General features: G+C 68.3%; 24 protein-coding genes and 4 tRNA genes. 13 read left to right on the top strand and 15 right to left on the bottom strand.

Annotated features, from left to right (window positions below; all coding sequences use genetic code 11):
• Nucleotides 1-37: 37 nt before the first annotated feature.
• The 5 genes from ACFYTS_RS00690 to ACFYTS_RS00710 form a co-directional block, all read right to left on the bottom strand.
• Nucleotides 38-208 (bottom strand): hypothetical protein, encoded by a 171-nt coding sequence (locus tag ACFYTS_RS00690; protein ID WP_357089550.1) that lies wholly within the window; start codon nucleotides 206-208, stop codon nucleotides 38-40.
• A gap of 198 nt (nucleotides 209-406) precedes the next feature.
• A tRNA-Phe gene (locus tag ACFYTS_RS00695) sits at nucleotides 407-480 on the bottom strand.
• 61 nt (nucleotides 481-541) lie between these two features.
• A tRNA-Asp gene (locus ACFYTS_RS00700) sits at nucleotides 542-615 on the bottom strand.
• Nucleotides 616-651: 36 nt separating this feature from the next.
• Nucleotides 652-724: transfer RNA gene (locus tag ACFYTS_RS00705), tRNA-Glu, on the bottom strand.
• A gap of 92 nt (nucleotides 725-816) precedes the next feature.
• Nucleotides 817-1,482, bottom strand: a complete 666-nt coding sequence (locus tag ACFYTS_RS00710) for a TetR/AcrR family transcriptional regulator (protein ID WP_357089553.1) — start codon at nucleotides 1,480-1,482, stop codon at nucleotides 817-819.
• Between the two features lie 1,096 nt (nucleotides 1,483-2,578).
• Between ACFYTS_RS00710 and ACFYTS_RS00715 the strand changes: the two genes are divergently transcribed.
• From ACFYTS_RS00715 to ACFYTS_RS00725, 3 genes are all read left to right on the top strand, one after another.
• Nucleotides 2,579-2,651: transfer RNA gene (locus tag ACFYTS_RS00715), tRNA-Lys, on the top strand.
• A 134-nt stretch (nucleotides 2,652-2,785) separates the two neighbouring features.
• On the top strand, nucleotides 2,786-3,382 hold the full coding sequence (locus tag ACFYTS_RS00720) for a DUF937 domain-containing protein (RefSeq protein ID WP_387300412.1): 597 nt from the start codon (nucleotides 2,786-2,788) through the stop codon (nucleotides 3,380-3,382).
• Nucleotides 3,383-3,595: 213 nt separating this feature from the next.
• On the top strand, nucleotides 3,596-4,579 hold the full coding sequence (locus ACFYTS_RS00725) for an acyl-ACP desaturase (RefSeq protein WP_357282633.1): 984 nt from the start codon (nucleotides 3,596-3,598) through the stop codon (nucleotides 4,577-4,579).
• A 64-nt stretch (nucleotides 4,580-4,643) separates the two neighbouring features.
• Here the strand turns inward: ACFYTS_RS00725 and ACFYTS_RS00730 are convergent, their stop codons facing one another.
• Complete coding sequence (locus ACFYTS_RS00730) at nucleotides 4,644-5,084, bottom strand: MarR family transcriptional regulator (protein WP_357089559.1); 441 nt, start codon at nucleotides 5,082-5,084, stop codon at nucleotides 4,644-4,646.
• A gap of 95 nt (nucleotides 5,085-5,179) precedes the next feature.
• Between ACFYTS_RS00730 and ACFYTS_RS00735 the strand changes: the two genes are divergently transcribed.
• The 4 genes from ACFYTS_RS00735 (at nucleotide 5,180) to phoU (ending at nucleotide 10,034) form a co-directional block, all read left to right on the top strand.
• Nucleotides 5,180-5,623 (top strand): SgcJ/EcaC family oxidoreductase, encoded by a 444-nt coding sequence (locus ACFYTS_RS00735; protein WP_387300414.1) that lies wholly within the window; start codon nucleotides 5,180-5,182, stop codon nucleotides 5,621-5,623.
• 71 nt (nucleotides 5,624-5,694) lie between these two features.
• Nucleotides 5,695-6,843 (top strand): tRNA dihydrouridine synthase DusB, encoded by a 1,149-nt coding sequence (gene dusB, locus ACFYTS_RS00740; protein ID WP_357282638.1) that lies wholly within the window; start codon nucleotides 5,695-5,697, stop codon nucleotides 6,841-6,843.
• A gap of 245 nt (nucleotides 6,844-7,088) precedes the next feature.
• Entirely contained in the window at nucleotides 7,089-9,251 is a 2,163-nt protein-coding gene (locus tag ACFYTS_RS00745; protein ID WP_357282640.1) for an LCP family protein, read from the top strand.
• Nucleotides 9,252-9,362: 111 nt separating this feature from the next.
• Nucleotides 9,363-10,034, top strand: a complete 672-nt coding sequence (phoU, locus tag ACFYTS_RS00750; protein WP_357282642.1) for a phosphate signaling complex protein PhoU — start codon at nucleotides 9,363-9,365, stop codon at nucleotides 10,032-10,034.
• Here phoU and ACFYTS_RS00755 read toward each other — a convergent pair.
• The 7 genes from ACFYTS_RS00755 to ACFYTS_RS00785 form a co-directional block, all read right to left on the bottom strand.
• Nucleotides 10,031-11,647 (bottom strand): MFS transporter, encoded by a 1,617-nt coding sequence (locus ACFYTS_RS00755; RefSeq protein ID WP_387300417.1) that lies wholly within the window; start codon nucleotides 11,645-11,647, stop codon nucleotides 10,031-10,033. The genes phoU and ACFYTS_RS00755 overlap by 4 nt on opposite strands.
• Before the next feature lie 143 nt (nucleotides 11,648-11,790).
• Nucleotides 11,791-12,567, bottom strand: a complete 777-nt coding sequence (gene pstB / locus ACFYTS_RS00760; protein WP_357282645.1) for a phosphate ABC transporter ATP-binding protein PstB — start codon at nucleotides 12,565-12,567, stop codon at nucleotides 11,791-11,793.
• 12 nt (nucleotides 12,568-12,579) lie between these two features.
• Nucleotides 12,580-13,479 carry a phosphate ABC transporter permease PstA gene (gene pstA, locus ACFYTS_RS00765; protein WP_357282647.1) on the bottom strand — a complete coding sequence of 300 codons (900 nt, stop codon included), beginning with the start codon at nucleotides 13,477-13,479 and terminating at the stop codon, nucleotides 12,580-12,582.
• Nucleotides 13,476-14,444: a phosphate ABC transporter permease subunit PstC gene (gene pstC, locus ACFYTS_RS00770; RefSeq protein WP_357089579.1), complete on the bottom strand. Its 969-nt coding sequence runs from the start codon at nucleotides 14,442-14,444 to the stop codon at nucleotides 13,476-13,478. The genes pstA and pstC overlap by 4 nt, the downstream gene beginning before the upstream one ends.
• A gap of 111 nt (nucleotides 14,445-14,555) precedes the next feature.
• Nucleotides 14,556-15,671 carry a phosphate ABC transporter substrate-binding protein PstS gene (pstS, locus tag ACFYTS_RS00775; RefSeq protein WP_357282826.1) on the bottom strand — a complete coding sequence of 372 codons (1,116 nt, stop codon included), beginning with the start codon at nucleotides 15,669-15,671 and terminating at the stop codon, nucleotides 14,556-14,558.
• A gap of 229 nt (nucleotides 15,672-15,900) precedes the next feature.
• Nucleotides 15,901-16,800, bottom strand: coding sequence for a mycothiol synthase (gene mshD, locus ACFYTS_RS00780; protein WP_387300420.1), 900 nt, complete (start codon nucleotides 16,798-16,800; stop codon nucleotides 15,901-15,903).
• A complete protein-coding gene (locus ACFYTS_RS00785) occupies nucleotides 16,800-17,555 on the bottom strand; it encodes a response regulator transcription factor (RefSeq protein ID WP_357089585.1) in 756 nt (251 codons plus the stop codon). The genes mshD and ACFYTS_RS00785 overlap by 1 nt, the downstream gene beginning before the upstream one ends.
• A 235-nt stretch (nucleotides 17,556-17,790) precedes the next feature.
• On the opposite strand from ACFYTS_RS00785, the gene ACFYTS_RS00790 reads away from it, so the two are divergent.
• The 6 genes from ACFYTS_RS00790 (at nucleotide 17,791) to ACFYTS_RS00815 (ending at nucleotide 21,953) form a co-directional block, all read left to right on the top strand.
• Complete coding sequence (locus ACFYTS_RS00790) at nucleotides 17,791-18,663, top strand: LmeA family phospholipid-binding protein (RefSeq protein ID WP_357282651.1); 873 nt, start codon at nucleotides 17,791-17,793, stop codon at nucleotides 18,661-18,663.
• Nucleotides 18,660-19,118 carry a thioredoxin family protein gene (locus ACFYTS_RS00795; protein WP_387300422.1) on the top strand — a complete coding sequence of 153 codons (459 nt, stop codon included), beginning with the start codon at nucleotides 18,660-18,662 and terminating at the stop codon, nucleotides 19,116-19,118. The genes ACFYTS_RS00790 and ACFYTS_RS00795 overlap by 4 nt, the downstream gene beginning before the upstream one ends.
• Before the next feature lie 262 nt (nucleotides 19,119-19,380).
• Nucleotides 19,381-19,839: a DUF4395 domain-containing protein gene (locus ACFYTS_RS00800; RefSeq protein WP_357282654.1), complete on the top strand. Its 459-nt coding sequence runs from the start codon at nucleotides 19,381-19,383 to the stop codon at nucleotides 19,837-19,839.
• Nucleotides 19,840-19,904: 65 nt separating this feature from the next.
• Nucleotides 19,905-20,738: a sulfurtransferase gene (locus ACFYTS_RS00805; RefSeq protein WP_387300424.1), complete on the top strand. Its 834-nt coding sequence runs from the start codon at nucleotides 19,905-19,907 to the stop codon at nucleotides 20,736-20,738.
• A 5-nt stretch (nucleotides 20,739-20,743) separates the two neighbouring features.
• Nucleotides 20,744-21,049, top strand: a complete 306-nt coding sequence (locus ACFYTS_RS00810; RefSeq protein ID WP_357282657.1) for a DUF1416 domain-containing protein — start codon at nucleotides 20,744-20,746, stop codon at nucleotides 21,047-21,049.
• A 244-nt stretch (nucleotides 21,050-21,293) separates the two neighbouring features.
• Nucleotides 21,294-21,953 carry an FABP family protein gene (locus tag ACFYTS_RS00815; RefSeq protein WP_357282828.1) on the top strand — a complete coding sequence of 220 codons (660 nt, stop codon included), beginning with the start codon at nucleotides 21,294-21,296 and terminating at the stop codon, nucleotides 21,951-21,953.
• A 419-nt stretch (nucleotides 21,954-22,372) separates the two neighbouring features.
• Here the strand turns inward: ACFYTS_RS00815 and ACFYTS_RS00820 are convergent, their stop codons facing one another.
• Nucleotides 22,373-24,091, bottom strand: a complete 1,719-nt coding sequence (locus ACFYTS_RS00820) for an ATP-binding cassette domain-containing protein (protein WP_387300426.1) — start codon at nucleotides 24,089-24,091, stop codon at nucleotides 22,373-22,375.
• Nucleotides 24,088-25,941, bottom strand: a complete 1,854-nt coding sequence (locus tag ACFYTS_RS00825) for an ABC transporter ATP-binding protein/permease (RefSeq protein WP_387300428.1) — start codon at nucleotides 25,939-25,941, stop codon at nucleotides 24,088-24,090. Before ACFYTS_RS00825 ends, ACFYTS_RS00820 begins: the two co-directional genes overlap by 4 nt.
• Nucleotides 25,942-25,967: the final 26 nt, after the last annotated feature.

Consider the following 25,967-nt stretch of genomic DNA (forward strand, 5'->3'; position numbering starts at 1 on the left):
GCACCGTGTAGGCGCGGTCACCCCCGTCACCCGAGCGTCAGTCGTCCTCTTGGTCGGCACGCCGGTTTCGTTCTCGCACAATATCCAACGCCCGCTCGGCTGTCGCCTGATCCGGATACGGCCCCATCCGGTCCCCGACCCAGCAGGACTTTCCCTGCTCCGCCTTGTGATGGGAGATGCAGTAATACCACTGGTTGTCCTCAGCCATGCAACCCAGCATTCCACCAAGATCGGACGCGCATACGACAAAACACGCAACGACAGAACGATTCGGATCGAACCGCGGCGGGAGCCGGGGGCCCGGGGCGGAGCCCTCCGCCTGGGGTGTGGGGGCTCGACCCCCACAAGACAGACGAAGAGAGCCCCTGCTCGCGTTGTCCGCGAGCAGGGGCTCCCTGCGATCGAGTGGCCAGAGCCGGGATTGAACCGGCGACCTTCCGCTTTTCAGGCGGACGCTCGTACCAACTGAGCTACCTGGCCGAAAGGCACCCGATTCGAATGCCAAGTTTCGTGCGCTTCTTGCTGTCGCAAGAAGATCTTGCGACCCTGACGGGACTCGAACCCGCGACCTCCGCCGTGACAGGGCGGCGCGCTAACCAACTGCGCCACAGGGCCTTGCTGCTTGCTCCGACAACGATGTCACCATCGTTGTACCCCCTACGGGATTCGAACCCGCGCTACCGCCTTGAAAGGGCGGCGTCCTAGGCCGCTAGACGAAGGGGGCCCGCCGGATTTCTCCGGACCGTTTGCTCAACGGCTTCCGTTGGGAGCGGAGATAGCTTATGACAGGCTCCGCGTGATTCCCAAATCAGCTGGTCAGAGTCCCAAGTTGAGATCTTCGAGCCGGGCGGACACCCGCCAGCCCACGCGGCGGAACTCCTCGGCCCACTCCGGTGTCGCGGTGGCGTCGACGATCACCTCGAGCGCCTCGGCGAACCGGGCCCGCAGATCGGCCGGACCGGTGAGCACATCGGCGATGTAGCGCTGGCCCGCCAGGGCCGCCGCCAGGGTGCGGGTGAACCGGTCCGGATCCGAATCCGGGCGCAGCTGTTTGTGCTCCGCGGCCCGGACCGCGAGCTGCCGGATGGCGCGCCCGAGGATGCGGCCGCCGCCGGCCTGGATGTCGCGATAGAACTCCGGCTCGATGATGAGCCGGAACTCGGCCTGGATGATGATGTCGTTCTCCAGCCGCAACGCGATCTCGTCGATCATGCCGTGCAGCACGTCGAGTGGTCCGAGATCGGTTCGGGTCAGCCACCTTTCGGTCGATGCCCGGTAGCGGTCGACCGCCGCTTCCAGCACCGCGCGCGCCAAGTCCTCCTTGGAGTCGAAGTGAAAGTACATGGCCCCCTTGGTCGCCCGGGAACCTTCCAATATGCGGTTGAGCGATGCAGCGGCATAGCCGCTCTTCCCGAACTCAACGGCGGCGGACCTGATGATCGCCGCGCGTGTCCGGCGGGCCCGCTCTTGCTGCCGTGCCATGCTCGAAACGCCTCCGAAGCTAGCTAACCGTCGCCGACCGCGGTACGGCCTCGACGCGAAGTTACGTGTTTTTCAAATACTTCAAAACGGGCTATGCCCGGAATTACCAAACTCTTGGTACGGAAAAGCGCGAAAAACTTGAAACACACCAACTGGTATAGGTTTTCCCACCCAGCGCACCGCGCGGGTGCACGCCCGGGCGTTCACGTCGTCCTGGTCCGCCTCCCCGCAGCTTCATCTGTTGGAGCCGCGATCGGCCGGACCGGTCGCGACACGTTCGGGCATATCAACGATAAGCCGAATCCCGTGCCGCCGGGGCAATCCCAGCTCTTCGGGAATTCACCAGTCGGTCACCGTACCCGGAAAGTTCACCCAGCGTGACGTGTACCGGAAAGTCAGTTAGCCAGTACACCTCCTAACGAAAACCGCAATTCCACAGCAATCGTATGGACGATTGGTCCGAAACGACGAATTCGCCCATATCTCACCGAAGTTCGCCCCGGCGATCCCGGGAACGCGCGACGACGCCACCCGGCCCGCGGCACCGCCGAGCCACCACCCCCGCGCTCGGACCGGGCTGGACCGGCCGCTTCCCCCCACCCCAAAAAGCTTGCCACGCATCACCATTGGATGATATTCACACTCGAGGGCCACGAAACAAACTGAGTGGCAAGGCGATTGCGAGGGTCATCCGAGGCCGAGCCCGACGCGCGTCCGCGGACGCGCGAACGCCCACCCGGACGCGTCCGGGCATGACGGGACCACACCGTCACCTCACCCCACCCACACTCCGCGCCGACCCCCGTGGCACCCCGGCTCTGCCCCGTCGCGGTGACGCACCGACCGGTCCGCACCCTCACAGCGCCACATCGTCCCCCCAACACGCCACCCCGGCTCGCCGAGCCCCCACGATCGGCACGGCCGGTCACACCGTCGGCACGCCCCGTCACGCCGATCGCGCTGTCAGGGCGCCCCTCCCCGACCCGCCGCACACTCGACGCCACCACTATGACCTGCGCAAATACCGTCTGCCAGAGCACAATCGGATACTCGTTTAACACTTGTGGGCCCGGCCCATTAAACTGACCTCCCGCACGCCCCTATAGCTCAGTTGGTAGAGCTACGGACTTTTAATCCGCAGGTCCCAGGTTCGAGCCCTGGTGGGGGCACACTCACGCGAGGGCCCGGAACAGCCGTTCCGGGCCCTCGCCACATCCGCGAATCTGTGGCAATCTGTCCGGGTTTCACCTAGCGTGACCTCGGTAGGGCTTTTCCCGGGAATCCATCACCACAGGCGGAGTTCATGACTTCCTTCGATGACCTGCTCTCTCAAGTTCCAATCGCCCAGATCGCCGAACAGCTCGGCGTCGACGAGGCCACCGCCAAGACCGCGGTCGGCGCGGCCGTGCCAGTCCTGCTCGGCGGATTCCAGGCACAGGCCGGCAACCCCGAGGTCGGTCTGAATCTCGAGAACGAAGTCGCCAACCAGCCGCTGGGTCTGCTCGACGGCGGTGTCGACATGAGCCAGGTGGATACCTCCACGGGTAGCCAGATCATCGACCAGACGTTCGGCGCCGAGAAGAACACGGTGATCAGCGCTCTCGGCAATGTCGGCGGCAGCAATATCAGCGGCGACCTGATGGGCAAACTGCTCCCGATGCTCGCGCCGATCGTGCTGGCGTACCTCGGCAAGAAGATGCTCGGCGGGGGCGGCGCGGCCGCTCAGCCCGGCGCGGCCGGCGCCGGCGGTCTCGGCGACATCCTCGGCAGCCTGCTCGGCGGGGCCACCAGCGGTCAGGGCGGCACGGGCGGTCTGGGCGATATCCTCGGCAAGGCCATGGGCCAGAACGCCGGTGGCGTTCTCGGCAGCGTCCTGGGCGGTCTGCTCGGGAAGAAGTGATCTCGCATCCATTGCTGATGCACGGCTAACGAAGCGCGGCCCACAGCGATAGACCCCCTACGCTGTGGGCCGCGCTTCTTATGACATCCCTCACCTACCCCGCAATGGCGCACAGATGAGTTTCACATCACCCTACGGTCACGTAAGGTATGGGCCGCGGCGGCAGGCCGGCGAGGGTACGACAGCACGACGCACGACACGAAGGGCATATGTATGGCAAAGGATCTGACTCAACTCGAGCTACTGACGGAGTTGGAGCCGGTTGCCGAGGAGAACGTCAATCGCCACCTCTCCCTGGCCAAGGAATGGCACCCGCACGACTACGTGCCGTGGGACGAGGGCCGCAACTTCGCGGCCATGGGCGGTGAGGACTGGGATCCGTCGCAGTCGAAGCTGAGTGAACTGGCCAAGGCGGCCATGATCACCAATCTGCTCACCGAGGACAACCTGCCCTCCTACCACCGTGAGATCGCCGAGAACTTCTCCCAGGACGGCGCCTGGGGCACCTGGGTCGGCCGCTGGACCGCCGAGGAGAACCGCCACGGCATCGTCATGCGCGACTACCTGGTCGTCACCCGCGGCGTCGACCCGGTCGCCCTCGAGCAGGCCCGCATGATCCACATGACCAACGGGTTCGCCTCCCCCACCGAGCAGCTCGAGCAGACCGGCAGCGCCGGCTTCCTGCACTCGGTGGCGTACGTGACCTTCCAGGAACTCGCCACCCGCGTCTCGCACCGCAACACCGGCCGCGTGTGCGACGACCCCATCGCCGACCGCATGCTGCAGCGCATCGCCGCCGACGAGAACCTGCACATGATCTTCTACCGCAACATGTGCGGCGCGGCCCTGGATCTCTGCCCGGACCAGGCCCTCGAGGCGATCACCATGATCCTGGAGAACTTCCAGATGCCCGGCGCCGGCATGCCCAACTTCCGCCGCAACGGCGTGCTGATGGCCAAGCACGGCATCTACGACCTGCGCCAGCACCTCGAAGAGGTGGTGAACCCGGTGCTCAAGAAGTGGCAGATCTTCGAGCGCACCGACTTCACCGCGCGCGGTGAGGAGACCCGCGAGCGTCTGGGCCTCTTCCTCGAGCGGCTCGGCAAGGACGTCGTGAAGTTCGAGGAGCAGCGCGACAAGATGCTGGCCCGCGAGGCCGCCAAGCGCGACCGGGACCTGGCCGCGGCCAACGCCTGACCCGACTCGAATTCGGCACGGCCCCTCGGGATTCCGATCCCGGGGGGCCGTCGTCGTCTCCGGGTCAGTCGATCTCGTCGACCGCCTCCTGGAACGCCAGGCCCGCGCGCTCGAAGTAGTCGAACAGCACTTCCTGCTGCTCGGGGGTGTAGCCGAGCAGGATCTCGCCGACCTTGCGGCGCGCGGGGGCGAGCACCCGCTCGAGGTCGCCGGGGTTCGGGATCGGTTCGATGAGGACCTTGCGGCGATCGGCGGCATCGGGGACCCGGCGCACATGACCCGCCTGCTCCAGGCGGTCGATGAGGCGGGTGGTGGGCCCGGTGGTCAGTCCGGTGCGGGCGGCCAGTTCGCCCGGGGTCATGGCGCCGTTCAGGTCGAGGATGTTGAGGGCGTACAGATCGGTCGCGCCGAGTCCGACGGCCCGCGCCCCGGCCTGGGCGTGCAGCACCAGGGCGCTGAGGTAGCGGCGATAGATCGCACTGGCCCGTGCGGGGTCCGACAGCATGGGGACGCCTCCGATTCAATTCTCTTCTTGAAGGAAGATACTTCTTGTGAGAAGATGCTTTCCAGGAGCAGCAAACACCTGAAGGGGATTGAACCATGAACGGCAGCACCGATTTCGACGCCATCCATGCCCTGCTCGACCGTGTCGCCGCGGCCTGGAACGACGGCGACGGCGCCGCCTACGGCGACTGCTTCACCACCGACGCCACCGACGTCACCTTCGCCGGGACCGTGTACCACGGCGGCGCGGAGATCGGCCGGGCCCACCAGGCGCTGTTCGACTCGTTCCTGAAGGGCACCCGGATGTGGGGCGAGACCCTCGACATCCGCCGCTACGGCGCCGATACCGTCGTCGTCGTGTCGGCCGGGGACGTGGGCAAGAAGCAGCCCAAGAAGCTCGGCAAGCTCGTCACCTACACCGTCGTGCGCGACACCGACGCGGAGTGGCGGATCGCCGCCATCCAGAAGACCCAGCGCAAGCCGGTCATGGAGGCCATCGGCTTCACGTTCCAGCCCGGCACCCGGCCCGCCGCCCGCTGACGCTGTGACCGGGGGCACTCGAGTGGACGGGCGGCTCTGGCCGCCACCACGCGGATGAGAGACTGGGAGGCGTGACTGCCTCGCTCGAAGCCCCCAAGACCGAGCTGCGGATCGGGCCCTACCCGCTCGATCCGCCGGTCGTGCTGGCCCCGATGGCGGGCATCACCAATGTCGCCTTCCGCACCCTGTGCCGTGAATTCGGCAGCGCCACATCGCTGTACGTGTGCGAGATGATCACCGCCCGCGCGGTTGTCGAGCGCAACGAGAAGACCCTCAACATGATGGCCTTCGGACCCGACGAATCCCCGCGCTCCATGCAGCTCTACGGCGTCGACCCCAAGACCCTCGGCGAGGCCGTGCGGATCATCGTCGGCGAGGGCTGGGCCGACCACATCGACATGAACCTGGGCTGCCCGGTTCGCAAGGTCACCCGTCTCGGCGGCGGCTCCGCCCTGCCCTACAAGCGGCGGCTGTTCCGCGAGATCGTGCGCGAAATGGTCGCGGCCGCAGGCGAAGTGCCGGTCACCTTCAAATTCCGCATCGGCATCGACGACGACCACACCACCTACCTCGACACCGGCCGGATCGCCGAAGAGGAAGGCGCGGCGATGGTTTCGCTGCACGCCCGCACCGCCGCCCAGCTCTACTCCGGGCAGGCCGACTGGTCGGCCATCGCGCGGCTCAAGGAGACCGTCACCACCATCCCGGTGCTCGGCAACGGCGACATCTTCAGCGCCGACGACGCGCTGCGCATGATGGCCGAGACCGGCTGCGACGGCGTCGTGGTGGGCCGCGGCTGCCTGGGGCGGCCGTGGCTTTTCGGCGAACTGAGCGCCGCCCTGCGCGGTGAGCCCATCCCCGCCGGACCCACGCTCGGCAAGGTCGGCGAGATCCTCTACCGGCACGCCGCCCTGCTCGTCGAGCACGACGGCGAGGACAAGGCCATGCGCGACATCCGCAAGCACATGGCCTGGTACCTGATGGGCTTCCCGGTCGGCTCCGCGCTGCGGCGGCAGTTCGCCACCGTGACCAGCCTGGCTCAGATCGGGGATCTGGTCGGGCAGCTGGATCCGGACGTGCCGTTCCCGGAGGACGCGCTCGGACCGCGCGGGCGGCAGGGCTCCCCGCAGGCGAAGGTCGCGCTGCCCGACGGCTGGCTCGACGATCCGGAGGACGCGACCGTCCCGGCCGCCGCCGACGTCATGCATTCCGGCGGCTAGCGACCACCCTGGTCCAGCCGCCTGCCGCTGCCGGCGATCCGGCACGATCCGGTCAATGTCCGGCCCAGCTCCCGGGCGTAGGGCCGAGGCCCTGGCACACTTTGCGGAACGTTCGTCCCAGCGGTCGAAGCATCCCGACAAAGCAGAAAAAACGGATCTACCTGGGTGGACACATGTTCGAGTGGTTCACCGTGGCGAAATCGTTATCATGGCCCTCGGCATCAAGAGCAAAGTGAGGTTCGTTGGTGGGTGACGATCGGTACGGGCGTACGCCACGGCCCGGAGGTCGCGCCCCCTGGGAGCGCTACTCCGCGGACGGGGACGATCCGTCGCGCGCGGCCCGCCGCTCCCGGCACACCGACGACGCGGACTCCGCCGCCGCCCCCATCTCCGTGCAGGACCTGGTCGAGCGGGTGGACAGCGAGCGCCAGACGCGTCGCCGCCCCCGCACCGACGCGGGCAAGCCGAACGAACCGGCGGCCACCAACGGCACGGCCGAACGAGAAGGGGCCGCACCGGCTCCCGTGCCCCCGCCGAACGGCGCACCCGCCACCGGCGCCCGGCCCGTCGTTCCCCCGCCCGCACCGAGCACCCAGCCCCCGCCCGCCGGAAACCAGCCCGGCACAGGTTCGCAGCGCACCGTGCGCGACGACAGCCACCTCCGCCGGGTGGCGGCCGCGCCGGGCACCGGCAGCAGCCGGACCGTACGCCGGGCAGACCCGACCGCCGATCTGGTCACCGACGAACTACCCCCGGTCACCGAGGCCATCCCCGCCGCCCCGACCACGGCCGCGCGTGCCCGCGCCCTGCTGGGCCGCCGGGTCGCCTCGCCCGCCGACTATCCGACCACCGCGCTACCTGCCTCCGTGGGTTCCACACCGGCCAAATGGGTGTCGAGCACCAGCCGCCGCCGCAGCCGGCGCGCCGGCCTGGTGGCCCGCGGCGCCACCGCGATGTTCGCGGTGCTCGCGCTGCTCGTGACGGCGGGCGGCTGGAGTTATCTGCGCGCCAAGGACGGCAACTTCCAGCAGGTCGTCGCGCTCGATCCGAACAGCACGGACGTCGTCGACGCCGACGGGCAGAACGGCGACGAGAACTTCCTGATCGTCGGCACCGACACCCGGGCGGGCACCAACAGCACTCTCGGCGCGGGCAGTGTGGACGACGCCGAGGGCGCGCGCTCGGACACCGTCATGCTGGTCAACATCCCGGCCAACCGGTCCCGTGTGGTCGCGGTGTCCTTCCCCCGCGACCTGGACGTCTCCCGTCCGATCTGCGAGGGCTGGGACAACGAGAAGGCCGCCTACTCCAGCCAGAAGTTCCCGGCCGCCGACGGCGACAAGCTCAATGCCACCTACGCGCTGGGCGGGCCGAAGTGCCTGACCAAGGTGATCACCAAGATGTCGGGCCTGAAGATCAACCACTTCGTCGGCATCGACTTCGCCGGCTTCGAGTCCATGGTCGACGTGGTCGGCGGCGTCGAGGTGTGCACCACCAAACCGCTGGTCGACGAGGTCCTCGGAACGGTCCTGACCACCCCGGGCAAGCAGACGGTCAACGGTTCCACCGCCCTGGACTACGTGCGCGCCCGCCACGTGTACGGCGAGGAGCGCAGCGACTACGACCGGATCAACCGGCAGCAGCGATTCCTGTCATCCCTGCTGCGCAGCGCGCTGTCCAGCAAGGTGCTGTTCGACCCGGCCAAGCTCGACGGGTTCATCAACGCCTTCGCCAAGCACTCCTTCATGGACAGCGTCACCACCAAGGACCTGCTCACCCTGGGCCGTTCCATGCAGAAGATGCAGGCTGGGAGCATCACCTTCCTGACCGTCCCGACCGCGGGCACCACCTCGTACGGCAACGAGATCCCGCGCGAATCGGACATCAAGGCCATCTTCCGCGCGGTCATCGACGACCAGCCGCTGCCCGGTGAGAAGAAGTCCGAGCCCCCGGCGGCCCCCGCCGGCGTGCCCGTCGCCAAACCCAAACCGGCCGCGGTGGATCCGCAGACGGTCTCGGTGCAGGTGTCCAACGGTTCCGGCCAGGGCGGCATCGCGGGCACCACCGCGACCAAGCTGGCCGCGCAGGGCTTCCAGATCTACAGCACCGGCAACTACGCCGACGGCGTCTCCGCCAAGACCAAGGTCCGCTACTCCAGCGGCCACGAGGCCGATGCCGGAACCGTGGCCAGCGCGATTCCGGGCGCGATCCTGGAACCGGCGAGCGGGCTGGGCAGCATCGTCGAGGTCGTGGTGGGGTCGGATTTCTCGGGCACCGTGAAGACCCCGACCGCCTTCGGGCAGACCCTGCCCGACACGCCGAGCGACGCGGGCGGGCCCAGTGCGGCTCCGGTCACACTGCCCTCCGACCTCGAGCATGTGAACGCCGCCGACGACCTCTGCAAGTAGGCCGTCCCCCGGACCGGTCGGAGCTGCGGCGACTTTGCCGGAACCGACCAGAACCTACGTTTAACCCACCGTTGGTGACTTGGTCAAAGACGCGCACTAATGTCTTGACTCATGCGTGTCATCTACAACGAACAAATGGCCGAGCTCGCCGATCTGCTCGGCGGCATGGCCGGGCTCGCCGGATCGGCGATGGAGCGGGCCACCCAGTCCCTGCTCACCGCCGATCTCGAGCTCGCGGAGCAGGTGATCAGCGAGTACGACCGGATCGCCGAGATGATCACCCTGGCCGAGGAGAAGGCCTTCGCGCTGCTCGCGCTGCAGGCCCCGGTCGCCGGTGATTTGCGGCAGGTCGTCAGCGCCATCCAGATCGTCTCCGACGTGAACCGGATGGGCGTGCTGTCCCTGCATGTCGCCAAGATGACCCGGCGCCGCTTCCCTGCCCACGCCGTGCCGGAGGCCGTGAACAGCTACTTCGCCGAGATGGGCCGTGTCGCGGTCAAGATGGGCGCCACCGCCAAGGAGGTGCTGGAGACCCGCGATCCCGAGCGGGCCGCCAAGCTCACCGACGACGACGAGGCGATGGACGACCTGCGCAAGCACCTGTTCACGCTGATCATGGACCGCGACTGGCAGTTCGGTGTCGCGGCGGCCGTGGACGTGGCGCTGCTGGGTCGCTACTACGAGCGCTTCGCAGACCACGCCGTGGAGATCGGCCGCCGCGTCGTCTTCCTCGTCACCGGCGTGCTGCCCCCGGACCCGGATTCCGAGAAGGAATCGATCTAGTCCTCGTCGGACTCACGCCAGCCCATCAGGACCGAACGACCCCGTTCGGGACGCCATGGCAAGGTCGCGGCCACGATGACCGCGCACACGACCAGGGTGCCGACCGCGACGTATGACGCGGCCTCGGCGCCCTGCATGGCCGCGACCTTCATGGCGTGAATCAGATCCGCTTTCGCCGGTGCGACAAGCGGATTCACCGGGACCTTCACGATCTCCAGGACGCTGATCGGCGTATTGCTCGCCAGCTCCTTCTGCTGCGGATTCATGATCTGCGCGGGAATCGCCGCGATCCGGCCGCCGATCCTGTCCGCGTACACCGAGGTCATGATCGACCCCAGCAGGGCCACACCGAGCGCTCCGCCCACCTCCCGCGTGGTGTCGTTGACCGCCGAGCCCGCGCCGGCCTCCTCCACGGGCACCGCGCCCATGATGGATTCGGTCGCCGGACCCTGCACCACCGCGAATCCCAGGCCCATGAGGATCATGGACACCACCACCGGTCCCAGATACGGGGTGTCGACGGTGGTCCGGCCCGCGATGTACATGGCGACCGCCAGGATCAGCAGCCCCGACACCACCATGGCCGTGGTGCCCAGCCGCTGCGCCAGCAGGGTCGCGATGGGCGCGCCGAAGCCGACCGCCACCGCGAAAGGCAGTGAGTGGATGCCGAATTCGAGCGGCGACAGCTCCTTCACGCCCTGGAAGTACTGGGTGATCAGGAACAGGAATCCGAACGCCGAGAAGTAGGACACGGTGATGGCCAGCGACGGCAGCGCGAAGCGGCGGTTGCGGAACAGGCGCATGTTCAGCACGGGTGCGGGCACGCGTAGTTCCCAGGCCACGAACGCGGCCAGCAGCGCGGCCGAGAGCAGGTAGCCCGCAAGGCTTTCGGTGGCGAACCAGCCGTGTTTGGGGGCCTCGATGATGGACCACACCAGCGCGGTCACCCCGGCCAGGGAGAGCAGGATGCCGACCCGGTCGAGCCGATCCACGTGCGGTGCACGGGATTCCGGCACGGTGGCCAGGACCGCGCCGATGGCCACCAGCGCCACCGGGACATTGATCCAGAACACGGAGTGCCAGGAGAAGTACTCGAGCAGCCAGCCGCCCACGGTCGGCCCGATGGCGACGGCGATCCCGGCCATGGCCGTCCACAGCGCGATGGCGGCGGCGCGTTCGCGGGACTTGGTGAAGATATTGGTGAGCAGGGCCAGCGTGGCCGGGAAGACCACGGCCGCGAACACGCCCATGCCGGCGCGGGCCGCGATGACCTGGCCGAGTCCGGAGGACAGCGCGCCCGCCGCGGACATGACCGCGACGCCGCCCAGTCCGATGATCATGAACAGCCGTCGCCCGTAGCGGTCGCCGAGGTGTCCCATGGCGAGCAGCAGGCCGGAGAAGGCCAGGGTGAACGCGTCCACGATCCATTGCAGGCCGCTCATGTCGGCCTTCAGCTGGACGGCCATGGACGGCAGGGCCACGTTGACCAGCGTGTTGTCCAGGACCACGAGCAGTTCCGCGAGACAGATGGCGACCAGCGCCGCGATCTTCGCCCGTTGCGGCAGGTCCGCCGCGGCCCGTCCGGATTTCGGGCTCGCCGTTGAGACGGTCATCCGACACCTCCTTGTACTAAACCAATCGGTTTACCAACGAGCGTCAGACTAACTGTTACTAACGGTTGCACACAACCATCCAGGGCATAGAAAACGACCCCTGCCGCAAGGGCAGGGGCCGTAAGACGCCGGAAGGTCTGTGACTATCCGAAGCGACCCGAGATGTAGTCCTCGGTCTGCTTCTGCGACGGGTTCGAGAAGATCTTCTCGGTCTCGTCGATTTCGATGAGCTTGCCCGGCTTGCCCTGCGCCTCCAGGTTGAAGAAGGCGGTCTGGTCACTCACACGCGCGGCCTGCTGCATGTTGTGGGTGACGATGACGATGGTGTACTCCTTCTTCAGCTCGGTGATCAGATCCTCGATCGCGAGCGTGGAGATGGGGTCCAGGGCCGAACACGGCTCGTCCATGAGCAGCACGTCCGGCGACACCGCGATGGCGCGGGCGATGCACAGACGCTGCTGCTGACCACCGGAGAGGCCGCCGCCCGGCTTGTCCAGGCGGTCCTTGACCTCGTTCCAGAGGTTGGCGCCGCGCAGCGACTGCTCGGCCACCTCGTCCAGCCGGCCCTTGTTGCGCACGCCCTGCAGCTTCAGCCCGGCCACCACATTGTCGCGAATCGACATGGTGGGAAACGGGTTCGGCCGCTGGAACACCATGCCGATGGTGCGGCGCACGCCGACCGGGTCGACGGTGGCGCCGTAGATGTCCTCGCCGTCGAGCAGCACCGCGCCCTCGACGCGGGCCTCCGGGGTCACCTCGTGCATGCGGTTGAGCGCGCGCAGCACGGTCGACTTGCCACAACCGGACGGACCGATGAAGGCGGTCACGCTGCGCGGCAGCACCGTCAGCCCGACATTGGCGACCGCATGGAACTTGCCGTAGTAGATATTGAGGTCTTTGACGTCAATTCGCTTGGCCATCAGTCTTTCCTTCTATCGGTTCCGCGTGAGCAGCTTGTTGACCGCCGCGGCGGCGAGGTACAGCAGCGCGATGATCAGGATCAGGGTCAGCGCGGCACCCCAGATGCGCTCGCGGCCGGCGGGCTCGGGGTTCGACAGCTCCTGGTACATCAGCAGCGGAAGCGAGGCCATATTGCCGTTGAAGACATCGAAGTTGATCGCCTTCGAGTAACCCACCAGCACCAGCACCGGCGCGGTCTCACCCATGACACGGGCGACGGCCAGCAGCATGCCGGAGATCATGCCGGGCGCGGCGGTCGGAATGACGATCCGCACAATGGTTTTCCACTTCGGGATACCGAGCGCGTAGGACGCCTCACGCAGTTCGTCCGGAACCAGCTTGAGCATTTCCTCGGTGCTGCGCACCACCACCGGCAGCATCAGCAGCACCAGGGCGAGCGACACCGCGAAGGCGCTCTGCGGGTTGCCGAAGGTGGCGATCCACAGCGCGAAGATGAAGAGGGCGGCCACGATCGAGGGCACACCCGCGAGGATGTCGACCATGAAGGTGGTGGTCTTGGCCAGCCAGCCCCGGCCGTACTCGACCAGGTAGACCGCGGCCATGATGCCCAGCGGCACCGCGATCACCGCGGCGATGCCGGACTGCACGATGGTGCCGTAGATGGCGTGATAGACACCGCCGGTGCGCTGGTCGGGCAGCACGCCGTTCTGCGACTTGGTCCACCAGCCGGCCGAGGCCACGATGGCCCCGCCCTTCTGCAGCACCACGAACAGCACCCACAGCAGCGGCACCAGCGCGAGGCCGAAGCACAGCCAGACCAGGCCGGTGGCGATGTTGTTCTTGATCCGGCGAGCGGGGCTGACGTGCCGGAAGGTCGGCGCCTTGATCGGCTTGTCGAGTGTGGTGGTCATCCGTTGACCTTCCCGCCGGCGGCGAGCCGAGCCAGTGCGTTGACGACGAACGTCAGTGCGAACAACACGAAACCGGCGGCGATGTAGGCACCGGTCGGCAGCTTCGAGCTGAATTCCGAAGCCGCGGAGGCGATCTTCGAGGCGAAGGTGTAGCCGCCGTCGAACAGCGACCAGCTGCCCGCCTTGGTCGAGGTGCGCAGCACGATGAGGACCGCGATGGTCTCACCGAGCGCGCGGCCCAGGCCGAGCATGGAACCGGCGATCACGCCGGAGCGGCCGAAGGGCAGCACGGTGAGGCGCACGACCTCCCACTTGGTGGCGCCCAGCGCCTGCGCCGCCTCGATGTGCGAGCGCGGGGTCAGGCCGAACACCTCACGGGAGACCGAGGTGATGATCGGCAGGATCATCACCGCGAGCACCACGCCCGCGGTGAAGATGGTGCCGCCGCCGGCAATGCTGACATTGCCGTCGGAGAAGAGGAACAACCAGCTCAGGTGCTTGTTCAGGAAGTCCTGGAAGGGCCCCAGCTTGGGGGCCACGACCAGGAATCCCCAGAGACCGAACACGATCGACGGCACCGCGGCCAGCAGATCCACGATGACCGAGAACGGACGCGCCAGCGCCTTCGGCGAGTACTGCGTCAGGAACAGCGCGATCCCCACCCCGATCGGCACCGCGATGGCAAGGGCGAACAGCGAACTCAGCACCGTGACCATGAACAGGTCCTTGATGCCGAACCGCAGGTTGTTCTCGTCCTTGACGTTGAACTCGGTGGTGGTGAAGAAGTTCGCCTTGTTCGCCATGATCGAGGGCCACGCCCGGATCAGCAGGAACAGGGCGATCAGGGCGATGGCGGCGACGATGATCCCGCCGGCGGCCGTGGCCGCCGAGCGGAAAGCGAACTCCGCGCCGAACTTCTTGGGTGCGCGCCCCGCGGCCGGGGTGGTGCTGGGTTCGGTCGGCATGAGCGCAGTATCCCCCGGCAGTTGGGCACGGTCTTCCCGCGGGTCGGTCGAAACGGACAGACCCGCGGATGCAATGTCGTCGTGCACGGTCATCGTGTTTCGATCAGGCGATCAGGAGATGGCGTTGATCGCGGTGGTGAGCTTGGTCTTGAACGCGTCCGGCAGCGGCACGTAGCCGGCCTCGGCGAGACCGGTCTGGCCGTTGCCGACCGCGGAGGTCAGGAACGCCTTGACGGCCTTGGCGGTGTCGGCGTCGCTGTACTTCGAGCAGACGATCTCGTAGGTGGCCAGCATGATCGGGTACGCGCCCGCGGCGGTGGGCTTGTAGATCGAGCTGTTGTCCAGCACCAGGTCGTTGCCCTCGCCCTTGATCTTGGCGGCGTCGACGGCCTTGCCCGCGGACTCGGCGGTCAGCTCGACCGGCTTCGGGTCGTTGGAGGTGGCGGTGGTCAGCACGCGCACCGAGGACAGCTTCTGCGCCTTGGCGAAGGACCACTCGGTGTAGGTGATGGTGAACTTGGTGTTCGCGACCGCGGCCGAGGTGCCGTCCGAGCCCTTGGCGCCCTCACCGACGCCACCGTTGAACGCCTTGCCGGCGCCCTTGGTGTAGCCACCGGCGGTGGTCAGGTACTTCTGGAAGTTGTCGGTGGTGCCCGACTCGTCGGAGCGGAAGATCACGCCGATCTTGTCCGACGGCAGCTTGTCGGCCTTGTTGGTGTTCAGGGCCCGGATCGCCTGGTCGTTCCACGCGGTGATGTCACCGGAGAAGATCTTGGCGATGGTCGGCGGGTCCAGGACCAGGTCCTCGATGCCGGGCAGGTTGTAGGCCACGGAGATCGGGCCGAAGACGGCCGGCAGGTTCCAGGCGGGGCTGGCGCAACGAGCGGCGGCCTTGTCGGTCTCGCCCTTCTCGGCGTTCAGCGGCGAGTCGGAGCCCGCGAAATCGGTCTGGTTGCCGATGAACTCGTTGACGCCGGCGCCCGAGCCCGAACCGGTGTAGTCGAGCTTCGCGCCCGAGCAGTTGGTCTGGTACGCGGCGACGAAACGGTCCATCGCGTTCTTCTGCGCGGTGGAGCCACTGGCCTTCAGCGAGGTCTTGCCGCCACAGGCGACATCGATCTTGGCGCCGCCGCCGGTGGCGTTGTTGTCACTGCCACAGGCCGACAGGGTCAGGGCGCCGGCCGCGGCCAACACACCGAGCAGGGCGCTGCTGCGCTTGAGATTCACCAATTCCTCCGGGGGAATCACTTGCACGTCCAACCCCTCAACGGTCGGACGGGCGCGTTTGGCGGCTGTTCGCTGCGAACTAGCGCACCGGGCAGCGGTCTGCGGCCCACTTGCAACGTAAGGGCGGCTGGTTGACAGTTAGACCAGGGCAGGTGAACGGGAGATGAACAACCCACCCTGATTGCGGCGCACCGCGTGTGACATTAGCCGCACCGTTGCCGAGCGTAATTCAGGACACGCTGGAGTAGGCGACGTCGATATGGAATCGACTGAATCCGAGCCGGGTGTAGGTGTGCACGGCCGCGGTGTTGTCACCCTCGGTGTAGAGCAGGACGGCGTCCAGGCCGCGGTCCTTCAGGTAGTGCAGACCCGCCAGGGTGAGCAACCGGCCGAGACCGCGCCCCTGCGCGTCGGGGTCGATGCCGACCACGTAGACCTCGCCGATCGGCGGCGTCTCGTCGGAATGCGCCTTGGTCCAGTGGAATCCGAGAATGCGGTCCGGGTGGGCCGGATCCACGGCGATGAACAGACCCTTCGGGTCGAACCAGGATTCGGCGCGGCGGGCGTCGATATCGCGTTGGTTCCAGCCGCCCTGTTCGGGATGCCAGGAGAAGGCCGAGGCGTTCACACGGAGGAGTTCGGCGTCGTCGGAAGGCCCGGCGTAGGTGCGCAGTTCGAGCTCGGCGGGCACCGCCAGCTCGGGTAGCTCTGAATTAGCCAGCTCTCTTCGCATTTGCCACAATTCACGCGAAACGGACAGACCCAGTCGGGCCGCCACCGCCCGCGCGGGCGGCAGGTCACCGTGCGCCCACACGCGCGCGCCCGGGCCCCCGGCCTCGAGCGCGGCAGCCACCAGACCTGCGCCGATACCCCGGCCGCGGGCCGCCGGATCGACCGCCACCTCCGCCATCGCCGGGTGCTCGTCGTGCGCGGGCACGAGGTTCGCGTACCCCACGACGGCGCCGTCCCGGATGTCCACCAGATGTCTTGCGGGCGAATCAGTTCCGGCCAGCGAGAGCACCGCCTGCTCCGACACCGGGGCCACGCCGTCGGCCGCGGTGGCCCGCTCCAGCAGCGCCCGCACCTGCCCGGCCGTCTCGGAATCGGGCCGGTCGGTCCAGGAGGTCATCAGATCGCGCCGTTCGCCGAGGTCAGTTCGGAGTCGTCGGTGCCGTCGGAGTCGGGGAAGGTGACCGCGTCGCCCTTGCCCGGGGTGCGCGCCGGGCGCACCGCCTTGTATCCGACATTGCGCACGGTGCCGATCAGCGACTCGTACTCGCTGCCGAGCTTGGCGCGCAGTCGTCGCACGTGCACGTCCACGGTGCGGGTGCCGCCGAAGAAGTCGTAGCCCCAGACCTCCTGGAGCAACTGGGCACGGGTGAACACCCGACCGGCGTGCTGCGCCAGGTACTTGAGGAGCTCGAACTCCTTGTAGGTCAGGTCCAGCGGGCGGCCGCGCAGTCGTGCGGTGTAGGTGCCCTCGTCGATGACCAGCTCACCGAGGGTGATCTTGCCGGTGTTCTCCGGGCTGGCCACGCCGCCGTTGCGCGCCACCAAGAGTCGCAGCCGGGCGTCCAGTTCGGCGGGCCCGGTACCGGGTAGCAGGATGTCGTCCAGCCCCCAGTCGGCGTTCACCGCGACCAGACCGCCCTCGGTCAGCACGGCCACCACCGGCACCGACGAGCCGGTGCTCCCCAGCAAACGACACAGGCCGCGCGCGGCGGCCAGATCGGTACGCGCGTCCACCAGCGCCACGTCGGCGGATCCCGCCTCGAGCAGGGACGCCACCTCCGTCGGAGCCGGCCGCACATGATGCGGCAGCAACGCCAGTGACGGCAGCACCGCCTCGGGGTTGGGGTCGGAGGTCAGCAGGAGCAGCTCCATGGGGGCCCTCCATCCCATCTGGCATGTGTGTGGCTACCGCGCTGTCGGCCACTACCCCATGCAGGTCATCACAGGTAATCGCTGCCTACATTAGCCTGTGGTGTCTCGTATTTGCCCCCCGCTGCCACCACGGGCGGGTTGACGGCGCGAATCACCAGCGTCCGCCCCTTCCTGAACGGACTCCCGTAGGTGGATCCGAAGCGGATCGGCGACGGCACCCTATTAGTGTGCAGCTATGCGTTTCCGGAGGCTGCTCATCGGATTGCTCTGCCTGGCAGGGCTGGTCGTGCTGCTCGATTTCGGGGTCGCGGCCTACTCCGAGTACCGCGTCTCGCGGCTGCTGCGGACCGGTTCGGATCTGAGCGCCGATCCGGAGATCACCTTCCACGAGTCGCCTCGCCACCCGTTCGTGGCCCAGGCGCTGGGCGGTGAGTACATCAATATGGACATCCGCGCCCGCGCCATGCGACCCGACATTCCGGGCAAGATCATGGTCGAGGCCAATCTGAAGGGCGTCCGCCTGCCCATGCGTCAACTGGTCGACGGCGAGGTGGCGCAGGTCCCGGTCGACGAGGTGCAGGCCCGCATGCGCATCGAACCCAATGAGCTCGGACGACTGTTCAAGATTCCGGACCTCCAGGTCTTCGGCCCGCCCACCGACAAGTCCGACGGCTCCGGCAATGCCGCCGGCACCGGGCCCAGCACCACGGGCATCATCATCCTGGAAGGCACGGTGCCGATCGGCCCGAACGCCGACACCGTCGCGGTCACCGATTCGCGTGCGGACACCGCGCAGAAGGTCACCAAGAAGAAGGTCCACGTGCTGGCCGAACTGCGACTCGAGGGCGCCGAGGTGCGCATCACCGCGATCTCGATCGCCGGGCGCGATCTGCAGGCCGACTCCGATTCGGTGCTGCCCGAACAGGATCGGACCGTGATCTCCGAGCAGGACAAGCCCGCCATCCTGGCCCGCTTCACCCACACCATCGACACCCGCAATATGCCGTTCGGCATCGCCCCGACCTCGGTGGAGGCCAATGCCGGGCAGATCGTGGTGGAGGGCACCGGTCGCGCCGTGACCGTCGACCTGGATCGGCTACAGAAATGATCGCCCTCGGAGTCCTGACGGTCATGCTGGTCGCGGCGGTCGCGGTGGGCCTGCTGCTGCGCCGCAACGAGGGCCGGGTGCGCGAGCGCGCCGCCGCGCCGCGGCACGAACCGGAATCCACCCGGGCCACCCTGCTGGCCGCGGCCGGGGTCGTCCCGGGCCGGCCGACCGTCCTGCACTTCTCCGCCGACTGGTGCGGCCCGTGCGTGGCCGTGCGGCGCGTGGTCGCGGGCGTGGTGGCCGAACTGGCCGCCGCCGAGCTGCCGCCGCTGGATCTGGAGGTCGACATCGACGAGTTCGCGGAGCTCGCCAGGGAGCTGAACGTGCTCTCGCTGCCGACCACTTTCGGATTGGATTCTCGAGGATTGGAACGCTTCCGGATCTCCGGCGTTCCGAAGGCCGCGGATCTGCGCACGTCAATGGCCTCGTTGACGATCGCCGCGGCCGATGAGTGACCAGCATTACGGACCCCGGGTCCAATTTCCCCCGAAAATTGGGTAAACTCCCTCTCGTGCAATCCAACCGCGAGCTGATGCTCACCCGACGCCGCACGGTAGACCTGTGCCGGCTCGGTGGTTGTTGCTGCCTGTGCCGCTAGCCGGTCGGCCTTTCTATAACTCTGTCGCCGACCGGTTGTATCCCCCCGCTGTTGAGAGATCATGTCGATCCTCCGGCGATCTGGCCAATACATCCTCGAGCGCAGGAGTCCTTCCTTCCATGTCGAACACCACTACGAGCGCACCGCCCGTGGAGCAGGTCGATGTCCGGGGTCCCCGGTTCGCGGCCTGGATCACCACCGCGGTGCTCACCCTGGTCCTGATTCTCGCTTCCGTCTCGGCCCCCGCGGCCGCCGTGCTGCTGGCCGCGCAGGCCGTGGTCTTCGGCCTGGGCGCGGCCAACGGCCCCAAGCGCAGCCCGTACGGCCGGATCTACGCCGCCCTGGTCGCGCCGCGCAACGGCGCGCCGACCGAGCTGGAACCCGTTGCCCCGCTGCGGTTCGCGCAGCTGGTGGGTCTGGTCTTCGCGGTGCTGGGCGTGATCGGCTTCGCGGCCGGCAGCACGGTGGCGGGCTCCATCTTCGCCGGATTCGCGTTGTTCGCGGCCTTCCTGAACGCGGCGTTCGGCATCTGCCTGGGTTGCCAGATCTATCCGCTGGTCGCCCGACTCCGCCCCTGACCATCCCTATTACTCAGCCACACGAACGCAACGCCTGAACACGGCACCGCACCGAAAGGAACAACATGGCTCGCTCCGATGTCCTGGTCTCCGCAGACTGGGTCGAAGAGAACCTGAACACCCCGGGCGTCGTCCTGGTCGAGGTGGACGAGGACACCTCGGCCTACGACCTGGGGCACATCGAGGGCGCCGTGCGTCTCGACTGGAAGAAGGACCTGCAGGACCAGGTCCGCCGCGACTTCGTGAACCAGGAGCAGTTCTCGGCTCTGCTGTCCGAGCGCGGTATCTCCAACGACGACACCGTGGTGCTGTACGGCGGCAACAACAACTGGTTCGCCGCCTACGCCTACTGGTACTTCAAGCTGTACGGCCACCAGGACGTGAAGCTGCTCGACGGTGGCCGCAAGAAGTGGGAGCTGGACGGCCGCCCGCTGGTCAAGGACATCAAGGTGCGCCCGGCCACCGACTACAAGGCCTCCGCGCAGGACCTGTCCATCCGCGCCTTCCGTGACGAGGTCATCGACGCCATCGGCGCCAAGAACCTGGTCGACGTGCGTTCGCCCGACGAGTTCTCGGGCAAGATCCTGGCTCCGGCGCACCTGCCGCAGGAGCAGTCGCAGCGTCCGGGCCACATCCCCGGCGCCATCAACGTCCCGTGGTCCAAGGCCGCGAACGAGGACGGCACCTTCAAGAGCGACGCCGAGCTGGCGGAGCTCTACAAGGAGGCCGGTCTGGACGGCGAGAAGCAGACCATCGCGTACTGCCGCATCGGCGAGCGTTCCTCGCACACCTGGTTCGTGCTGCAGGAGCTGCTGGGCCACCAGAACGTCAAGAACTACGACGGGTCCTGGACCGAATACGGTTCCCTCGTCGGTGCACCGATCGAGTTGGGAGCGTAATCAATATGTGTGCAGCACCTACCCAGGGACAGGCCATCCCGGCCGGCGTCGACGTCGAGAAGGAGACGGTCATCACCGGCCGCGTCCTGACCGCTGACGGCCAGACCGTCGGTGGCGCGTTCGTCCGCCTGCTGGACGGCAACGGCGACTTCACCGCCGAGGTCGTGGCCTCGGGCACCGGCGACTTCCGCTTCTTCGCCGCGCCGGGCTCGTGGACCATCCGCGCGCTGTCGGCGTCCGGCAACGGCACCACCGAGGTGTCGCCGGAGGGCAACGGCATCCACAACGTGGACGTCACCGTCGCCAAGTAAGCGAAACATCAAGAACGGCCCCGGGATTAATGATCCCGGGGCCGTTCTCGTAGGTCGGCGCATTTTTCCCGGGGTCGTTTTCACCGGATCCCGGCGGTGGGATTAGACTCCGAGACGTGGTGCTTACCTTCGAAATTCTGCTGGTACTCGTGTCCGTGCTGATCGCGTGGTTCGGTCTGTACGTCCTCTACCGGCTGTTCACCGAGTCGTGACAGATCCGGCCCACGAGAACACCGAAAACGGAGTGGCCAACGGCTCGGCGTCCGATGACGCCGCCGGTTCGCGCCGCAGCGGCGACCAGGCGGTCGCGGAGGCGGTCGAGCGGGCCAAGTCGACCGGGGGGCTGAACGTTCCGGCGCTCCCCGATCTGCCGCTGCCCGTGGACACCGCGAATCTGCGGCTGGGCCCCGATCTGAGCTCGTCCATGCTCGCGCTGCTGCCGCTGGTCGGCGTGTGGCGCGGTGAGGGCGAGGGCAACGACCCCGAGACCGGCGACTACCGCTTCGGTCAGCAGATCATCGTCGCCCACGACGGCGGCGACTACCTGACCTGGGAAGCCCGGTCCTGGAAGCTGACCGCCGAGGGCGAGTTCGACGGCCCGGACCTGCGCGAGAGCGGCTTCTGGCGGGTCGGTATCGACGGCGACGACGAGGTGCTGGAGCTGCTGCTCACGCACTCGACCGGCATTGTCGAGCTGTTCTATGGCCAGGCCCTGACCCAGTCGTCCTGGGAGCTGGCCACCGACGTGGTGATCCGCAGCCAGTCCGGCATCGTGGTGGGCGGCGCGAAGCGGCTCTACGGCATCGTCGAGGGCGGCGACCTCGGTTACGTCGAGGAGCGCATCGCGGCCGACGGCGCGCTCGAGCCGCGACTTTCGGCGCGGTTGAAGCGGTACATCGGCTGAGAGCCTGCCGATACGGCACGCGACAACTGATTTCGCTGCGATGGGGGTACCTCATGGGGTACCCCCAAAATTGTTTGGGCACCCGACGCAGGCACGGAATGCCAACTCAGACGGCTCTCAGCCGCCCGCCGAAGTTCCGGGGAGGCGGCGCAGTACGGCCCCCGAGTCATACCCGCGGAAGGATGCAACGTTCTTCACGCAAGTCCGGTCGGACGGACCGTAACTCGGGGGCCGGGTGACTGCCGTGGATTCGCGAGGGCTCGCGCGATCGGAATCCGATTGCAGCGGTAGCGCCTAGCTGGCAGCCACCTCACGCGTCCTAGAAATCATTCTCGAACCACCTCCTTCCTGTGTACCGACGAAATTAGTCGGATCCGGCACCAGCGGCAACGTATTTTCGCGGACTGCGAAAAGGCAGGTCAGGCCGTGGTTTCGGGAATACGGGGACCGATGTCGATCGCACCTCCGGGATGGACGCGAACGATGGTGTCGGCCTTGGTGTCCGGAGGCAGCTGGTGGGTGACGACCACGACCGTCCGGTCGCGATCAACCAGGCCACTCGATTCGTTCAAGAGGCGGCGCAGTGTTTCGGCCCCGGCCTCGGCCTCGAGGTGCTCGGTCGGTTCGTCGAGCAGTAGCACTCGCGCGGGCGAGAGGAGGGCTCGGGCCAGCAGGATCCGGCGGCGCTGGCCGCCCGACACCGCCGCGGCGCCGCCGACCAGATCGGTCTCGACTCCGTCGGGCAGTGAGTCCAGCCATTCCCCCGCCCCGACCGCGCGCAGGGCGGCATCGGCCTCGGCGGCGGTGATGTCGCCGCGGGCCACGCGCAGATTCTCCAGCACGGTGGTGCCGAAGAGGTGCGCGTCCTCGGCGAAGAACGTGACGCCGGGCTCGGGTGTGCCGAACAGTCCCGCCCATTCCATGAGCAGGGTCGTCTTCCCCGCACCGCTGGGCCCGGTCACCGCGATCCGGCGGCCCTGCGGCAGGGGCGGGAATTTCGGTGCGGCGGCCTGGGATTCGCGGGGAGCCGGGTCCCCGGATTCGAGCTCGTCGAGGCGGCGCAGAGCGGCCCGGCCGGTGGTGAGCGCCTGCGCGGCGGCGGGCAGCACCGCGACCGCCTCGAAGGCCGACAGCGGCACCAGCACGAGCACCGTGAACGCCATCGGCGAGATGCCGCCGGGCGTGACGGTCTGGAATCCCGCCGTCGGCACCGGAGATCCGCCGCCGTACAACACGATCCCGATGAGCAGTGCCCCCAGCACGCTGACCCCGATGGACAGCGGTAGCACCGCCGCCGCCCACGCGCTGTGCGCCGCCGCCCGGTCCTCGGCCGCGACCGCGCGCTGCCCCGCCGCGGTGGCCGTGCCGACCGCTCCGGAAAGCCGTCCCGCGACCCGCAATTCGGGTGCGTGGTCCAGGACAGTCAGCGCCTCGGCGGTGAACTCGGTGCGGTCGGACCGCACCGCCAGTTCGGCTTCCTCGGCCGCCCGCGCCGACAGCCAGGGGGCGATGATCCCCGACACCGCCAGCGCCACCGCCAGAATCACCGCCGCCGGCACCGAGATGCTCGCCAGCAGTCCGACGGCGAGCACGGACAGGATCACCGCCACCGCGATCGGCACGAACGCTCGCACCACGACGGCACCGAGGTCGTCGATATCGCTCATCACCCGCCCGAGCAGTTCGCCCCGGCGCAGCTGGGTCGGATCCCCTTGCCGGGCTTCGGCGTCGGTCCGGGGCGCGCCGGTGGAGGCGGAGCGGCCCGCGCCGTCGGCTGCTCCGAAACTCGCGGCACCGGTCCGTCGGGGCCGCCAGATATTCGCGCCGGCCAGCGTGCGATAGGTGGTGGTTCGCGCCGTGCTCATGGCGCGCAGTGCGACGTCGTGGGTGGCGAGCCGCTCGAGGTACCGGCACAGCCCTCGCGAGATGCCCAGCGCCCGAACGGTCACCACGGCGAGGCTCAGATCCAGAACCGGCGGCATCTGCCAGGCGCGGGCGATCAGCCAGGCCGCGAGCGCGGCCAGTCCGAGCCCGCTGCCGAGCGCGAGCACACCCCATCCGATCGACAGCGCCATCCGCGCCCGCGACAGTTCGAGCAGTTCCCGGATCCGCCGGAAGTCGGCCAGTATCGCCCTCATCGCAGCGACGCCTCCTTCGCGGCGCCCGGCCGCATGCCGCTCCCGCCGGGCGGCCCCGACTCGGAGGCGCCGGGCGGAAGACCCTCTGCCACACCGATGCCGGGCCGGCCCTGGCGTCCGCCCGCTGTGGAGGTGACCTCGATGACCCGGTCCGCGATGGCGAGGATCGACGCGCGATGCGCCACCACCACCACGGTTGCTCCGGCGCGGGCGCGGTCCACCAGGGCCGCGAGCACCGTCGCCTCGGAGTCGTCGTCGAGGTGGGCGGTGGGCTCGTCGAGCAGCAGGATCGACCGGGGGGCCGCGAGGGTACGCGTGAGGGCCAGCCGCTGGCGCTGGCCCAGGGACAATCCGATGCCGCCCGAACCGACCACGGTGTCCCACCGGGCGGGGAGGGTGTCGAGGACGGCGTCGAAACCGGTGGCGGCGCAGGCGGCTTCGATCTGGTCCTCGCCCGATGGCGGTCCCAGCAGTTCGAGGTTGGCGCGGAGGGTGCCGGGGATCAGGACCGGGCGCTGCGGAAGCCAGGCCACGTGGGACCAGAACTCGTCGGGGTCCAGGTCGGGGACCGGGGTGCCGTCGATGGTGACGGTTCCGGCGTCCGGGGTGATGAGGCCCAGAACGGCTTGCAGGGCGGTCGATTTGCCGCAGCCGTTGGGACCGGTGAGGACGGTGACCTCGCCGGGGCGGACGGCGGCGGACAGTGCTTCGGGCGCGTTGCCGTCGCGGGCGGCGACGCTCAGATCGCGGATGTCGATGTGGCCGAGCAGGTTCCGATGCGATGTTCCGGCGGGAACGGCGGGCGTGGTCCCCGGACCCGGTTCGAGAATCGCGAATGCCCGTTCGGCGGCGGCCATTCCGTCCTGGGCGGCGTGGAAGCGTTCGCCGACGGCGCGTAGCGGGAGGTAGACCTCGGGAGCGAGGATCAGGGCGAGCAGGCCCGCGTACAGGCCCATGTGGCCGAAGACCAGGCGCATGCCGATGGAGACGGCGACCAGGGCCACACAGAGCGTGGCGAGCATCTCCAGCACCATCGACGACAGGAAGGCCAGACGCAACGCGGACATGGTCCGGTGGTGCAGGGCGTCGCCGAGCTCACGGACCCGGCCCGCCATGCTGCGCGGCGGATCATCGTTTCCCGCGGCGGGATTCGGGCCGGCCGTGTCGGCTCGGCCGTTCGTCGCGGTGCGACCGGTCTCGCGGCCGAGCGCGCGCAGCGTCGGCATTCCGGCGAACAGGTCCAGGAGCTGGTCCGACAGGCGGGTGGCGGCGGCCAGCGTGTCCGCGGACTTCCCCTGGGTGAGCAGCCCGATGAGGATCATGAAGATCGGGATCAGCGGCAGCGTGACAGCGATGATCGCGCCGGACACCCAGTCGTGGACGGCGATGACGGCCAGCACCACCGGGGGCACGAGAGCGGCCAGGATCAGGGCGGGCAGATACCCCGCGAGGTAGGCGCGCAGCCCACCGAGCCCGGAGCCGACGACGACCGCGAGTTCGGCACGGCGGCTCTCCAATTCACGCGGCGGGAGCTGGGCCCCGGCTTTCAGGGCGGCGGTCTCGAGTTCGGCCACGACCTGCGCCCCGGCTCGGTGCGCGAGCCGGGACTGCCACCAGGTGGCCGTCACCCGGCACAGCACGGCGATCGCGAACACCGCCAATTCGACCGTCCAGGAGCCGATCCGGCGCTGGTCCGGTTCGGTGATCACCCCGGCGAGCACCCGGGCCAGGGCGAGCGCCCCGATCACGATGCATCCGGTGGTGACCAGCGAGAGTCCCACGCTGAGTCCGAGATACCGGCGCGCGGAGCGGGCGTGCCGCCACAGCCGCGGGTCCACCGGTCGTGCCATGGTCGATCTCCTCTGCGAAAAGACGC

It is taken from the genome of Nocardia sp. NPDC004151 (assembly GCF_042874235.1).
GTDB lineage: Bacteria > Actinomycetota > Actinomycetes > Mycobacteriales > Mycobacteriaceae > Nocardia.